This window comes from Collinsella sp. AM20-15AC (assembly GCF_003471405.1).
Lineage (GTDB): Bacteria > Actinomycetota > Coriobacteriia > Coriobacteriales > Coriobacteriaceae > Collinsella.
On the sequence record NZ_QRJA01000036.1, the window covers coordinates 1 to 13693 of the forward strand.

A 13693-nucleotide genomic window follows, 5' to 3' on the forward strand; every position below is an offset into this window, starting at 1 on the left:
ATGCAGCAGGGGCTCTCAATGTTTTATGTCCTGCTCATATCGTCTCTGCCGGCAGCTGGGGACACTCCTTAGTCATTCAAGAACGTCCCCAATGACTAGGTGGGGAAGGCGTGCGACAATGGTGGGCGTTGTGTTGTTCGCGCTAAGGAGTTGCCATGTTGTTGTGTCCCGTTTGCCATGAGCCGTTGGTGGACGACGAGCGCGGTGCTGCATGTGCGGGCGGACACCGGTTTGACCGTGCGCGCGAGGGCTATCTGTATCTGCTGCGCTCGTCCAAGAGCGGCGACTCCATGGGCGATCCCAAGTCGCAGGCGCGCAGCCGTCGCGACTTTCTTAACCGCGGTTACTATGCGCCGTTGCGCGATGCGATGGTCGAGCTGGTGCGCGAGCGGGTGTCTGAACGTGCCGCGTCTACGAACGGCCCCATGACCTTGCTCGATATTTGCTGCGGCGAGGGCTACTACACCAGCGCCATGGGTGCGGTGCCGGGCGTGGATGCTTACGGTTTCGACCTGGGCAAAGAGATGGTGCGCCTGGCCGCCAAGCGCGGCGATGCGACCTACTTCGTGGCCAACATGAAGGATATCCCTGTGGCCGATGGCGCCTTCGATATGGTGACCGAGCTCTTTGCCCCCTTTAACGAGCGCGAGTTTGCCCGCGTGCTGGCACCCGAGGGCTCGCTCTACACCGTGGTGCCGGGTGCCCGTCATCTGTTTGGGCTCAAGGAGGTGCTCTACGACACGCCGTACCTTAACGACGAGAAGCTGCCGAAGACGACCGAGCTCGAGTTGGTGGGAACGCAGCGGGTGTCTGCGAACATTACGCTCCAGACCCAGGCTGACATCGAGGCGGTGTTCCAGATGACGCCGTACTACTACCGTACGCGCCCCGCCGACAAAGAGCGCCTGGCAAACCTGGACACTCTTCAGACCGACATCGACTTCATCATCGCCGAGTACCGCCACTAATCTACCAAAAAGGGACAGGTTTATTTTGGCAGGTTTTATCTGGGCAAATGCAAAGGGCCGACCGCGGAGATGTGCGATCGGCCCTTTTTAGTTGCTTGGCTGCAGAGGCTATGAGAAGCGAGCGCTTACAGGCGGTCCTTGTTCTCGGCCTTGACGGCGTGCGCCTGCTGAACAAAGAACAGGTCGTACACCACGATGACAAAGGCGCCAAAGTTGATGGCGTCGCCGCCAAACGCGGGAAGCGTGAGCACCGCCTGGGCAAGCGTGGCGACTGCAGCAACGATACCGAGCTTAAACGCGCCGTCAACCTGCGAAGGCTTGTTGGCACCCTTGATGCCCGCAACGCCCGCGGCAAGATCGATGAGGCCCTTGGCGATAATCACGGCCGCGGCGAGCATGGCGTTCGATCCGTAGGTGGACTCGAACTTGCCGGTCGCGATGCCGGCGATTCCTATGACGAGACTGGCGATGCCCAGAACAAAATAAATCAGGGCAAGGATTTTGAGTGTCTTGCGAGTGAAGCTCATGGCTGGTCCTTTCGATACGAGTACGCCAACCTGGCGCACCCTATGTGCTGCACATATGGTGAAGCACATTGTAGTTCAACGCGGCGATGCATGCGCCTGAAAGCGTCTCTTGCCTGCACGGTTCAACCTTTCAAAAAGGAAAGCTGGACGTAAGTCAAATCGATGGCAGCGCATGCGCGGCGCTGCGATGATGAGGCCATGGTAAGAGCTGGACCGAAGGAGGAGCCATGATGTACGGAGTCAAGCAAGTGCATGAGCCGCGGTCGCTGGGAAGGCGCATGAGTGATTCTGTGATCGCTGCCGTGTGCACGGTATTGATGGCGGTGCTTTGCATTGGGATGCTGTGGACCATGTCGCATGTGGGACAATAACGGACGGTTGGGTGCCGACATGAATGGCGCCCATGTATTCGTTTTGTTTGCTAAGGAGTGTCCATGGGCGTCGTCGATCCCTTTTCTGTTGCTCGGGCTGCTGGGCTCGAGCTCGTGCGGACGTCCGAGGGCCTTACGCTCACCGACGGCACGATGGAGTTGCGTGCCGATTTTGGCCGCATGCTTCCACGGCTCAAGCAGGGTCGTCTGCAGCAAGAGCTGTTGGTAAAGGCTGCGCGCACAAAAGGCATCGAACAACCATGGGCGATTGATGCCACAGCAGGCTTTGGCGAGGACTCGCTGCTGCTGGCGGCCGCGGGCTTTACCGTCGATCTGTATGAACAGGATTGCGTGATCGCGGCGCTTCTCAAGGATGCCTTGGATCGCGCGACAGATGATCCGGCGCTTGCGACAGCCGTGGCACGAATGCGCTTGCATGCGGGCGAGGACAGCATCGCCGGCCTTCGCCATGTAGCTGAGCTGATCGGGCAGGGCGAGCTCACCGCTCCTGACGTGGTATATCTGGACCCCATGTTTCCCGGGCGCACCAAGAGCGCGGCGGTGAAAAAGAAGTTCCAACTCTTGCATCATCTGGAACAGCCGTGTGCCGATGAGGAGACGCTGGTCGAAGCCGCGCTTGCGGTGCACCCGCGTAAGGTCGTTATCAAGCGGCCGGTGAAGGGGCCGCTGCTTGCCGGCGTTAAGCCGAGCTATCAGCTCGCGGGCAAGGCCGTTCGCTACGATGTTTTGGTGCCGCCGCGCCCGTAGCTTGCGCACGATGGCCGGCGCTTCGCCAGCGCCGTGCCGATGCGGGGTCTATTTCCAGGGGTGCGACGTCAGATGCCATCCGCCGCAGTATTCGCATTTGTAGCAGGCAAGGCCGCGCCGCCCGCGGTTTTCGCAGTCGGCCATAACTGCCTCGGCCTCGGCGCGCGTGTCGTAACGGTTTTTGCGTTCGCACGACTTGTAGCGCCAGGCTTCATCGCGCTCGGCGTCTAGTGCGTCGCGGCGCTCGTCTTCGCGCGCAAACAGATCGCTCATATCGCCGCCGGTGGCAGCGCCCAAAAACTCGCTTTTGGCCTTTGACCAGGCGGCTCGCTTTTTGCTTCCCATCCGCTTCGCGCCCCTCTCCAAACGTTGGTATCATTGCTCAATCAAAGTGATACCAATAAACGTGAGGTCGCCGCGTGATGATCAGAAAAACCCTCGATACCGACATTCCCGCCGTCATGGCTATCTATGACGCGGCCCGCGCCTTTATGCGCGCGCATGGCAACGCCACGCAGTGGCCCGAGGGCACGCCTTCGGCCGAGCAGCTGGCTGCCGATATCGCCGCTGGTGGCAGCTATGTGTGCGAAGTTGACGGTCACGTGGTAGCGACGTTTGCCTTTTTACCGGGTCCGGACGAGTGCTATGACGTCATTGAGGACGGTCGGTGGCGCAGCGACACTCCGTACGCCGTGCTGCACCGTGTGGCATCCGACGGCACCGTGCACGGTATCGCGGCTGCGATGTTCGCCTTTGCCAAAGAGCGTGCCGATCACCTGCGTATTGACACGCACGAGGACAACTTGCCCATGCAGGGCGCCATCGCCAAGGCGGGGTTCGAGCGTGTCGGTATCGTCTATGTGTCCGACGGCACGGCGCGTGTCGCGTTTGATTGGCTGCGCGAGGCGTAGGAGCCAAGGCACGTATCATCACCCAGCTCAAATAAAAAATGGCCCCGAGTGGGGCAATTTTTGGTAAAACGCGTCGTTGTGGGACTCGCATTGTTACCGCCCCAGATGAACCCGGGCAGACAAAAAGGGGAGGTGCCGGCTTTCGCAAGGCGCGAACCTACGAAAATCGCCGCGCGGCAACGCGGGGCGATGAGCTCGGTCGGGGGATAGGGCCCGCTTCGCCCGCCGGCCCGTAAATTGTATCATCCAGTGTGGAGCGTGAACGCCCGTTGCCGCGTGCGATGGGCTTGCAATAAGAGGAGAGCCATGTCGAAGCAAGCGGTCGTTGGAATCTTGGCGCATGTCGATGCCGGCAAGACCACGTTGGCCGAGGCCATGCTGTTCAACGCGGGCCGCATTCGCAAGCGCGGTCGCGTGGACGATGGCGATTCGCATCTGGACACTAACACGATCGAGCGCGAGCGCGGCATCACGATTTTCTCGTCGCAGGCCGTGCTCGACCACGGCGATACCCACGTCATGCTCGTGGATGCTCCCGGCCATGTCGATTTTTCTGCCGAGGCGGAGCGCACGCTGCGTGCCCTGGACTACGCGATTCTGGTGGTGGGCGCCAACGATGGCGTGCAGGGGCACACCGAAACCCTGTGGCGCCTGCTTGCACGCTATGACATCCCGACGTTCATCTTCATCAACAAGATCGATTTGGAGAATCCCGGCCGCGATGTTTTGCTGGCACAACTCGGGCAGCGTCTTTCCGAGGGCTGCCTGGATGCCAACGAGCTGCTGGCGGGCGGCGCCGTTCAGGAGGACGCTGCTGCGTTGGACGAAGCGGCGCTCGAGGAGTTTCTTGAAGCGGGTGAGCTTTCTGTCGCAACGCTGTCGCGCATGGTTGCCGAGCGCAAGCTCTTTCCCTGCTTTGCCGGCTCGGCGCTCAAGGACCAAGGCGTTGACGAGCTACTGGATGGTATATGCGCGCTGATGCGTGAGCAGGCGTGGCTCCCGGAGTTTGCCGCGCGCGTCTATCGTGTCAGCCGCGGGGATCGTGGCGAGCGCTTGGCTTGGGTTAAAGTGACCGGCGGCACGCTGCGCGCAAAACAGATGATCAGCGGGCATTCCAGTGCCGAGGCGTGGGAACAGAAGGTCGATCAGGTACGCATCTATAACGGCGAGAAGTATGAGCTTGCCCAAGAAGTTGCTGCTGGCGGTATTTGCGCCGTGACGGGTCTTGCGCACGTTCGCCCAGGGGACGCCCTGGGCACGGAGCCCGCGGGCGATGCGCCCGTCATCGCTCCGGTCCTCACCTATACGGTGCTGCCGGGCGAACACGACGTTCATGCGGTGTTTAAAGCGCTGAGTGAGTTGGCGGACGAAGATCCCATGCTCGGCGTAAGCTGGAATACGCATCTTGAGCAGATCCATTTGCAGTTGATGGGCGCCGTGCAACTCGAGGTCGTGCAGCGGGTGTTGGCCGATCGCTTTGGCCTTTCGGTTGCGTTTGAGCCCGGCGGCATTCTCTATAAGGAGACTATTTCGCGGCCGGTCGAGGGCGTGGGCCACTTTGAGCCGCTGCGTCACTATGCCGAGGTGCATCTGCACCTGGAGCCATTGTCGGCGGGTTCGGGTGTGCAGTTTGGCACCGTGACCTCGACCGACGAGCTCGATCTTAACTGGCAGCGTTTGGCACTCACCAACGCTATGGAGCGCGACCACCTGGGCGTGCTGACGGGCTCGCCCATCACCGATGTGCGCATTACGCTCACGGGCGGCCGCGCGCATACCAAACACACCGAGGGCGGCGATTTTCGCCAGGCCACGTATCGCGCGATTCGCCAGGGTTTGATGCAGGCGCGCGAGGTCGGCGCAGACGTGTTGCTGGAGCCGTGGTACCACTTTGAGCTCGAGGTGCCGGGGGAGTGCGTGGGCCGGGCGTTGTCAGATGCCACACGCATGGGCGCGGAGTACGAGCCGCCGGCGATGGCGGGTGACCGGGCGAAGCTCGTGGGTCGCGTACCGGCATCCGAGGTACAGGATTATGCGCTGGAGGTGGCTGCCTACACGAGCGGCCGCGGGCATTTGTACCTTGAGTTTGCCGGTTATGCGGCTTGCCATGATGCCGAGCGCGTCATCGAGGCGGCCGCCTATGAGCCCGAGGCCGATCTGCCCAACACGCCCGACTCGGTCTTTTGCGCCCACGGCGCCGGCTACACGGTCAAATGGTACGACGTACCCGCCGCGGCGCACGTAAAGATCGATCCCACCACCTTCCGCCCCTGGCGAGCAGCAGACGCCGAGTTTTTCGGCCATAGGTGATAGAAGGGCGGCCTCTTTGTCACCTGCTGTTGGTATAACTCGGTATAAGTTGGTATAACTATTACCAGCCTTTGCCAATTCGAGGAGGCCGACATGAATCCAAATCCCTTTAAGCCAACGGCTGGCAAGCGGCCTCCGGTACTCATCGGTCGCGAGTCGGTCATCGAAGATTTTGAGGAAGGGCTCGATAACGGTGCCGGAGCGCCGGGCAGACTCATGCTCATTACAGGAAACCGCGGCTGTGGCAAAACGGTTCTCCTGCGGGAGCTGCAACGTCTGGCCAGCGAGTGCGGATGGGCGGTTATCTCCGATTCCGCTTCGCTTGGTTTATGCGACCGCTTGGCCGACGCGCTTCGCTCGAATAAACCCGTTGTGACGTCAATGGAGTTTGGGCCGTCATTTGGCCGAATGTCGGTCGAGGCGGCGCGGGCAAAAGGCGAGACGTTGCGGGGGCTGGTCAACGAGAAGCTCAAGAAGCTCGGTCCAGGCAAGGGCATCCTGTTTGCGATTGACGAGGCTCAATCGGCGTCTATTGAGGAGCTGGCGGCCCTTGCCGTTCTCTATCAGCAGGTGCTGGGAGATCAGGATGCCACGGGCTTGCCCGATGGCGACCAGCGTGGTCTTGCGCTGGTTTTTGCCGGCTTGCCTAACATGGTTGACGATTTGCTCGAAGAGCCGAGCGTGACGTTTTTGCGACGTGCCCAGCAGCGTACGTTGGGGGCGATTTCTTTGCCCCAGGTGCGCGATTCATATATCCAGACGGTCAAGTGCGCTGGTCTTTACGTTGATGCGGAGACCGCGGACCTTGCGGCGCACGCGAGCATGGGGCATCCCTATATGGTTCAGCTGGTGGGATATTACATGTGGCGGTCTGCCGTCCGACGTGGCTCGCAACTCATTGAAAGGCGCGATGTCGAGGATGGCCATGCGGATGCCGTCTCCGAGTTTTACGAAGCGGTTGACGCGCCTCTGTATTACGGGCTGCGCACCCCACAGCGCCTCTTTATCGAGGCTATGGTGGTTGACGAGGGCAAACCGACGCGTATGGCGGATATCATTGAGCGCTGCGACCGTACTCAGAGTTGGGCGAGCAAATATCGCGCAAGCCTGATTCGCGAGCGCGTCATCGAGGCTGCCGGATATGGCCTCGTCCGGTTTACCGTGCCCATGCTGGGCGAGTACATTCGAGATTGTGTTTTATGGCACGAGTAACGTGGCAAAGGGACAGTCCCTTTGCCACGTTCGGCTAACAGGAAGGGGAGCGATGACGGTGTCGCAACAACCAAGCGCTATCGAGGTGCGCGGTGCGCGCGTCCATAACCTCAAAGACATCGATATCGATATTCCGCTGGGAAGGCTCGTGGGTATTGCCGGCGTGTCAGGTTCGGGCAAGAGTTCGCTGGCACTGGGAGTTCTGTATGCCGAGGGCTCGCGCCGTTATCTGGAGGCGCTCAGCACCTATACCCGCCGTCGCCTGACGCAGGCAGAACACGCCCAAGTGGACGAGGTGCTGCACGTGCCGGCGGCGCTCGCGCTGCATCAGCGCCCCAGCGTGCCAGGCGTGCGCTCGACCTTTGGCACCATGACCGAGCTCAACAACAGCCTGCGCCTGCTCTTTAGCCGCTGCGCCCATCACGTGTGCCCGCATTGCGGGGCGCGTGTGGAGCCGAGCCTTAACGTGGCCGCGGGCCTGTCGCTCACATGCCCCGCATGCGGCCGCGAGTTCTATGCGCCGGGGGCCGAGGACCTTGCCTTTAACAGTGGCGGCGCGTGTCCTACCTGCGGAGGCACCGGCGTCATGCGCGAGGTGGACGAGGCGAGCCTGGTGCCCGACGAGTCAAAGACCATCAACGAGGGTGCGGTGCTTTCCTGGGGCACGCTGATGTGGGATCTGATGAAGCAGGTGGCCGGCGAGATGGGCGTGCGCACCGACGTGCCGTTTAGCCAGCTCACGCCTCAAGAGCGCGACATCGTGTTCCATGGTCCGGCGGTTAAGAAGCACATTCTCTACGTTCCCAAAAATGGCGAGGGCGCCACGCCGCTCGACTTTACCTATTACAACGCCGTCTATACCGTCGAGAATGCGCTCGCCAAGGTTAAGGACGATAAGGGGCTTAAGCGCGTTGCGCGCTTTTTGCGCGAGGGACCGTGCCGCGATTGCGGCGGCACGCGTCTTTCCGACGCCGCGCGCCAGCCCCAGGTGCGCGGCATCAATCTGGCGCAGGCGGCGGCCATGACGCTGGGCGAGGCGATTGAGTGGGTGCGCGGGGTGCCCGCATCCTTGCCGACCGAGATGCGGCCCATGGCCGGGGACATCTGCGATTCGTTTTTGAGTACGGCCCGCCGCCTGGTCGACCTGGGCCTCGATTACCTTTCGCTCGACCGCGCCGGTGCCACGCTGTCTACGGGTGAGCGCCAGCGCGTGCAGCTTGCCCGCGTGGTGCGCAACCGATCGACGGGTGTGCTGTATGTGCTGGACGAGCCTTCGATCGGCTTGCATCCTGCCAATGTCGACGGCCTGGTGGGCGTAATGCGCGATCTGGTGGTCGACGGCAATACCGTGGTTGTTGTCGACCACGACACGCGCGTGCTGGCAGAAGCCGACTATCTGGTCGAGATGGGCCCCGTTGCGGGAGCAGGCGGCGGCCATGTAATCGCCGCCGGTACGGTAGACGAGGTCGAACAATCGCAGGGCAGCCGCATCGCGCCGTTCTTGCGCTCGGACCCCAAGCGTCTGCGCCCGCAGGTGGCTGACGACGAAATGTTCGACCTAGGCCATATCCGCATGGCGACCGATGCCATCCATACCGTCAAACCACTCGAAGTCGATATCCCGCGCGGCCGCCTTGTCGCGGTGACGGGCGTTTCGGGTTCGGGCAAGACGACACTGGTGCTCGAGACGCTCATCCCGGCGCTCAAGGCGCAAGCGGCTGGCGAGCGCCTGCCGAGGCACGTGCGTTGGGTCGATGTCGAGGGCATCGCGCGCGCCAACCTGATTGACGCCACGCCCATTGGCGCCAACGTGCGCTCGACGGTGGCGACCTATGCCGACATCCATGATGAGCTGCGCCGCGCCTTCGCCCGCACGCCCGAGGCCAAGGCGGCAGGGTATAAGGCGGGTGCCTTTAGCTACAACACCGGCGCCTTGCGCTGCCCCACATGCGATGGCACGGGCTCGATATCGCTTGACGTGCAGTTTTTGCCCGATGTCGAGATCGTCTGTCCTGCATGCCGTGGCTCGCGTTATGCAGACGCGGCTTCGCATATTCATCGCGAGGGCAAGGACGGCAGCCTGCTTACGTTGCCGCAACTTATGGATATGAGCGTGGATGAGGCCCTCGACGCGACCGTCGGACTCAAGAAGGTTCAGGTGCGTTTACAGACCTTGCACGACCTGGGCTTGGGTTATCTCACGCTTGGTGAGCCTACGCCGGCGCTTTCGGGCGGCGAGGCGCAGCGCCTTAAGCTTGCGAGCGAGATGGGCCGCGTGCGGGATGATGCCGTGTTCGTGTTCGATGAGCCCACGATCGGCCTGCACCCGCTCGATGTTCAGGTGCTGCTGAGTGTGTTTGACGGCCTCGTTGCCAAGGGCGCCACAGTTATCGTGATCGAGCACGACCTCGACCTTATCCGTAACGCCGATTATGTGATCGACATGGGTCCGGGCGGTGGCGATGCGGGCGGGCGAATCGTCTGCGCCGGTACGCCGGGCGACATCGCAGCTTGCTCCAAGAGCATTACCGGCCGCTATCTATAGGCGATGTGACAAAGGGACTGCCCCTTTGTCACATTGACTTCTATTCTATTTAACGCATTGAGCGGCGAGATAGTCGCGGAAGAATGGCAATTCAAAAGCGACGATTCCGCGCCCGCGTTCTCCAATGATGCCGGCATCTATCATGCGGCGTCGGTAGCGGGAGACCTGCTGCGGAGAACGCTTAAGGCGTTCGACAAGGTCAGCGGTGGTGGACTCTTCCTCGTCATCGAGCATGGCGATGAGGAATCGCTTGTCCTCTGCAGTGAGTTCCCGATAGGTTGCCGCGAGGATTCGGTCATCCATCTCGTCGCGTGCGATTTTGATTCCTAGGTCAAAGTCACGTGACGAGATTTCCTTCGAATCGCTTGTAAGATCCCAGGCACGGTAGCCTACGAGTTGCAATAGGAAGGGAAAACCAGAGATCGAGCGAACGGCTCTATCGATTCCCTCAGCATCTGCTAGGCGATCGTTTTCCTGGATTGTGCGAATTAGGGCCTCGCGCACGTCATAGTCGGCAATGCGACCCAGATGATATTGTTGGGCGCGGCGAAGGAACGAGACCGTCTTGTGGTTCAGTAGCGTCGATACGTTGTTGGGAAGTCCCGCCATGAGCAGGGCGACGCGTTTCCCATCGGTCACAAAGTGCTGATACGTCGCTGCGAGCTGAATCATCTCGTCGAGTGTCGGGTCCACCTCGTCAACCGTGACGAGCAGACCGGTGCCCGCCTCGTTGAGCTGGTCGATGATGTCGCTCATGCGATAACGCCAGGTTGAGACATCGTGAACGCGATTGACCTCGATACTGCCGAATGGTGCAATTCCGAGACCGGTGACTTCGAAGTTGTTAGACGGGTCGATGAGATGGCCTGCAGCACGTTTGGCCCCGAACTCGATTTCCTCAAGCATTCCCGAGAGCGCGGTCGTCTTTACGGCAATCCAGCCATGGGATTCCGCCCTTGTCGCGAGCGACGACATGAGAGCAGTTTTACCGGTTCCACGCGCGCCTGAGAAGATCGAGGTCAATTCCGGGCGTCTGCGCCGGCTCAAGAAGGCACGGTCCAAATCCCGAATAATCTGTTGTCTGCCAGCGAGATGGGCAGGAACCTCGCCAAAGCTAGGGGTAAACGGGTTTTCGAGGTATTCCACAATGCCCTCCTTTAGCGTCTCAGGTTAATTTCATTTTATTCTAGTTAATCTCAATTAAAAACGATTAATTTCATTTCAAAGTATAAAGTTGGCGCCGTGCGTTGTCGAAGCGGTGCTTGAATAGCTTACGCTGGAGCCCGAAAATGGGTTCAACCCATTCGCGAAATTTGCACGCCCTATTGTGAGTGGGCTCTCAGATGAGCTGAAGCTGCCATCGTGCGGCTGATAGGGGCAATCATGAAAAACAGAATCTATGGGTATGCTCGAGTTTCGTCAGCAGACCAGAACCTGGATCGCCAACTGGATGCGCTGGAGCGGTTTCCGGTCCAAACGAATTTGATCTATGCTGACAAAGCGAGTGGAAAGGACTTCAGGCGTCCTCAGTACCAGCGTCTTCTTCGTCGTCTGCGCGAAGGGGACGTTCTGGTGATTAAGAGTATCGACCGATTGGGTCGCGACTACCGTGAAGTTCTCGATGAATGGCGTCGCCTAACGACGGACAAACGCGTTGCCATCGTGGTGCTCGATATGCCATTGCTTGATACACGCGAACAACCCAATGGAATTACGGGGACTTTTATTGCCGACCTAGTGCTTCAGGTTTTGAGCTACGTGGCTCAGGTGGAGCGCGAAAACATAAAGCAGCGCCAGGCGGAGGGTATCGCGTCGGCGCGTCTGCGGGGTGTGAGGTTTGGGAGACCGACGCTCGAACGTCCGGATAGCTACCGCGATGTCATCAAATCATTCGAAGGAGGTGAGGTTACGAGGCAAGAGGCCGCAATGCTTTTGAACGTTAGCGCATCGACGTTTGATCGTTGGAGACGGGCGGACGTGAACGGATATGACCGTTCGCCGTCTGTCCGTCCTCTTTAGCTAGACATTTTGACGAGGGGAGTTTATTGCACAGGGCCCACTCCTTCCCTCGATGTTTATCCAGTTCACGCCCTTGAATCAAATAGTGCCACTGCGTCGCCAATTCGTCTGCTATTTGACGAGGGGGAGGTTAAACGACTACCAAGGGATATGTAATGAAGAAAAAGTTATTTACGGCAGTTCTGGCTTTTAGCGCGGCGGCGCTAATCGGCATTTCTCTACCACTCGGAATTACGGGTCGCGGCTGGAGTCCGACATGCGCATTTGCAGCGACTAAGAAAAGTGGAAAGAAGCCAAAGCCAGGTAAGAAGGATTCAGTAAAAATCGATCAACTAAACTGGAGTGTCTCAGAAGGCGTTGTTGATGGCGTCGAGATGATGACATTTGAATATGACAATAAATCGAGCTTCGATATTGCTCAGTTCACTATTCAGTTTGAGCCGAAAGGGGAGTTGACTGACGAACAGAAACTCCTGTTTACTGACGTTTTTGATGAGGAAGAGGCTGCGCACGATTATTCAACGCTGATAATGACGGCGGATAGCCAGCGAATCGTCGAGAAGCGAAAATCGGTTGATAGCGTTCCGTGCATTATTCATGGTGACTATGTCGCCAATGCCCAGCAGAATCAATATGACCTGATGGAGCCTTCAGTGGCGACTATTGCCTATCTAGGCGGCGATGGAAAGATATATCTCGAGTACTATAGTTTCAAGTCGAAAACCTATACGACTTCATCAAAGGGCGGTGTCAAGGCGTATGACTGGCCAACAAAAGCCCTTGCAAAATCCTTGCCGAAGCCTGATTGCCCTATCGTTTATACGTCTTTAGACGAAAAAGACTGCCTTTCGTTTGTCGCATTTGGCATCGATCATGATGGGTACGACAAATACATCAAAGCTTGCAAGAAAAAGGGATACAAGGACATCGAATATTCGTATGACAGCAGTTTTTGCGCAAAGGATAAAAAGGGACGGGAGCTGATGATCGGATATAGCGACCGAGATCAGCGGATGGGCGTCAGCGTTTCAGTTGATTAACGTGGGCGTATGATCGAATGATCAACGCGTTATGATGCCTATGTATGGATTGGGGTGCCGGCCTATGGTCTGTGCCCCAATCTTTCTAAAGTTACGTGCAGCAGAATAGGTATTAAATTAACGTATGAATGTGTATTTATATTATGTTGGAATTAAGTCCTTCCTTTCTGAATTGGTTGACATCAAAACCCAATATAAATGAATTGAGTCCGTAATTACCCTGAGGACAACTGGAGGACAAGGGCTAAATGAGCGTTTCCAATCCGTTTAAAACAATTGGCCAGAAGATAATTGTCGCCCTATTGGCGTTAGGCTTGATTGCAGCTTGCGGCGGCTGCGTGTACCTGTGGTTGACGCGCGATCAGACCGTTATAAGCGATGATTCGATTCGGGAAGAAATTAAGCCGGTAACGAAGTTGCTTACCTACGAATACGATTTTACTCAGGTTCTATATATTGACGACGCAGGGAATCCGTTTGGTTTTAACAATCCATTTACTACTAAGCGATATGTAGCGACCATCGATGGCAAGGCGGATATCGGCCTGAACGTAGACGATGAGAACCTGAAGGTCAAAGTCCATCGTTCGAAAAACAACGAGTCGGTAATAAAATCTGTTAATGTTACGCTTCCGCATTCCGAGATCGTGACGTTGTCAACGGATCCGAACTCGCTTAAAAAGTACGTTGAGGACAATGGTTTTCTTAATTGGAATCAGGTCAGTACGGACGATTTAAATAAATTGCTTCAGCAGGCTGATAAGGACCAGAGGCAAAAGGTTCAAGAAAGTGGCATGCTGGAAAAATCTGATGAACGTGCAGTAAAACTGGTGAAAAAGCAGGTGTCGACGTTCTGTGGTCCAGACGTAAGGGTCAATGTCGAATTCGAAGATTAATATCTACCTTTGAAATCAAATTACTGATTCAGCTGAATGCCCGCTATCGCGATGCCTTACGTTGCGATAGCGGGCATCTCGATCGCGTCGAAAATGTTGGTGTAAGGGTGGCTCCCTAGCGTCCGT

The 13693-nt window shown here is 58.2% G+C and carries 12 protein-coding genes; 9 read left to right on the forward strand and 3 right to left on the reverse strand.

Features of this window, described 5'->3' with window-relative positions; translation table 11 throughout:
* The first annotated feature begins 155 nt into the window (after nt 1–155).
* Nucleotides 156–968 (forward strand): putative RNA methyltransferase, encoded by an 813-nt coding sequence (locus DW233_RS09345; RefSeq protein ID WP_118267920.1) that lies wholly within the window; start codon nt 156–158, stop codon nt 966–968.
* A gap of 125 nt (nt 969–1093) precedes the next feature.
* Here the strand turns inward: DW233_RS09345 and DW233_RS09350 are convergent, their stop codons facing one another.
* Nucleotides 1094–1495: a hypothetical protein gene (locus tag DW233_RS09350; RefSeq protein ID WP_117635536.1), complete on the reverse strand. Its 402-nt coding sequence runs from the start codon at nt 1493–1495 to the stop codon at nt 1094–1096.
* A 434-nt stretch (nt 1496–1929) separates the two neighbouring features.
* Between DW233_RS09350 and DW233_RS09355 the strand changes: the two genes are divergently transcribed.
* Nucleotides 1930–2634: a class I SAM-dependent methyltransferase gene (locus tag DW233_RS09355; protein ID WP_117778940.1), complete on the forward strand. Its 705-nt coding sequence runs from the start codon at nt 1930–1932 to the stop codon at nt 2632–2634.
* A gap of 48 nt (nt 2635–2682) precedes the next feature.
* On the opposite strand, the gene DW233_RS09360 is transcribed toward DW233_RS09355, so the two are convergent.
* Entirely contained in the window at nt 2683–2979 is a 297-nt protein-coding gene (locus tag DW233_RS09360) for a hypothetical protein (RefSeq protein ID WP_055310006.1), read from the reverse strand.
* Between the two features lie 77 nt (nt 2980–3056).
* On the opposite strand from DW233_RS09360, the gene DW233_RS09365 reads away from it, so the two are divergent.
* The 4 genes from DW233_RS09365 (at nt 3057) to DW233_RS09380 (ending at nt 9612) form a co-directional block, all read left to right on the forward strand.
* A complete protein-coding gene (locus tag DW233_RS09365; RefSeq protein WP_117647402.1) occupies nt 3057–3545 on the forward strand; it encodes a GNAT family N-acetyltransferase in 489 nt (162 codons plus the stop codon).
* A 306-nt stretch (nt 3546–3851) separates the two neighbouring features.
* Nucleotides 3852–5855: a translation factor GTPase family protein gene (locus DW233_RS09370; RefSeq protein ID WP_118267922.1), complete on the forward strand. Its 2004-nt coding sequence runs from the start codon at nt 3852–3854 to the stop codon at nt 5853–5855.
* A gap of 93 nt (nt 5856–5948) precedes the next feature.
* Nucleotides 5949–7067 carry an ATP-binding protein gene (locus tag DW233_RS09375; RefSeq protein WP_118267924.1) on the forward strand — a complete coding sequence of 373 codons (1119 nt, stop codon included), beginning with the start codon at nt 5949–5951 and terminating at the stop codon, nt 7065–7067.
* A gap of 52 nt (nt 7068–7119) precedes the next feature.
* Nucleotides 7120–9612, forward strand: a complete 2493-nt coding sequence (locus DW233_RS09380) for an excinuclease ABC subunit UvrA (protein ID WP_118267926.1) — start codon at nt 7120–7122, stop codon at nt 9610–9612.
* A 45-nt stretch (nt 9613–9657) separates the two neighbouring features.
* On the opposite strand, the gene DW233_RS09385 is transcribed toward DW233_RS09380, so the two are convergent.
* Nucleotides 9658–10758 carry an ATP-binding protein gene (locus tag DW233_RS09385; protein WP_118267928.1) on the reverse strand — a complete coding sequence of 367 codons (1101 nt, stop codon included), beginning with the start codon at nt 10756–10758 and terminating at the stop codon, nt 9658–9660.
* Between the two features lie 237 nt (nt 10759–10995).
* Here DW233_RS09385 and DW233_RS09390 point away from each other — a divergent pair, with 237 nt between their 5' ends.
* The 3 genes from DW233_RS09390 to DW233_RS09400 all read left to right on the forward strand — a co-directional run bounded on the left by DW233_RS09390 (nt 10996) and on the right by DW233_RS09400 (nt 13567).
* The gene (locus DW233_RS09390) at nt 10996–11631 is read left to right on the forward strand and encodes a recombinase family protein (protein ID WP_118267929.1); all 636 of its coding nucleotides are present in this window, start codon (nt 10996–10998) and stop codon (nt 11629–11631) included.
* A 155-nt stretch (nt 11632–11786) separates the two neighbouring features.
* Nucleotides 11787–12671: a DUF6591 domain-containing protein gene (locus DW233_RS09395; protein WP_118267931.1), complete on the forward strand. Its 885-nt coding sequence runs from the start codon at nt 11787–11789 to the stop codon at nt 12669–12671.
* A 248-nt stretch (nt 12672–12919) separates the two neighbouring features.
* Nucleotides 12920–13567, forward strand: a complete 648-nt coding sequence (locus tag DW233_RS09400; RefSeq protein WP_118267933.1) for a DUF4230 domain-containing protein — start codon at nt 12920–12922, stop codon at nt 13565–13567.
* Nucleotides 13568–13693: the final 126 nt, after the last annotated feature.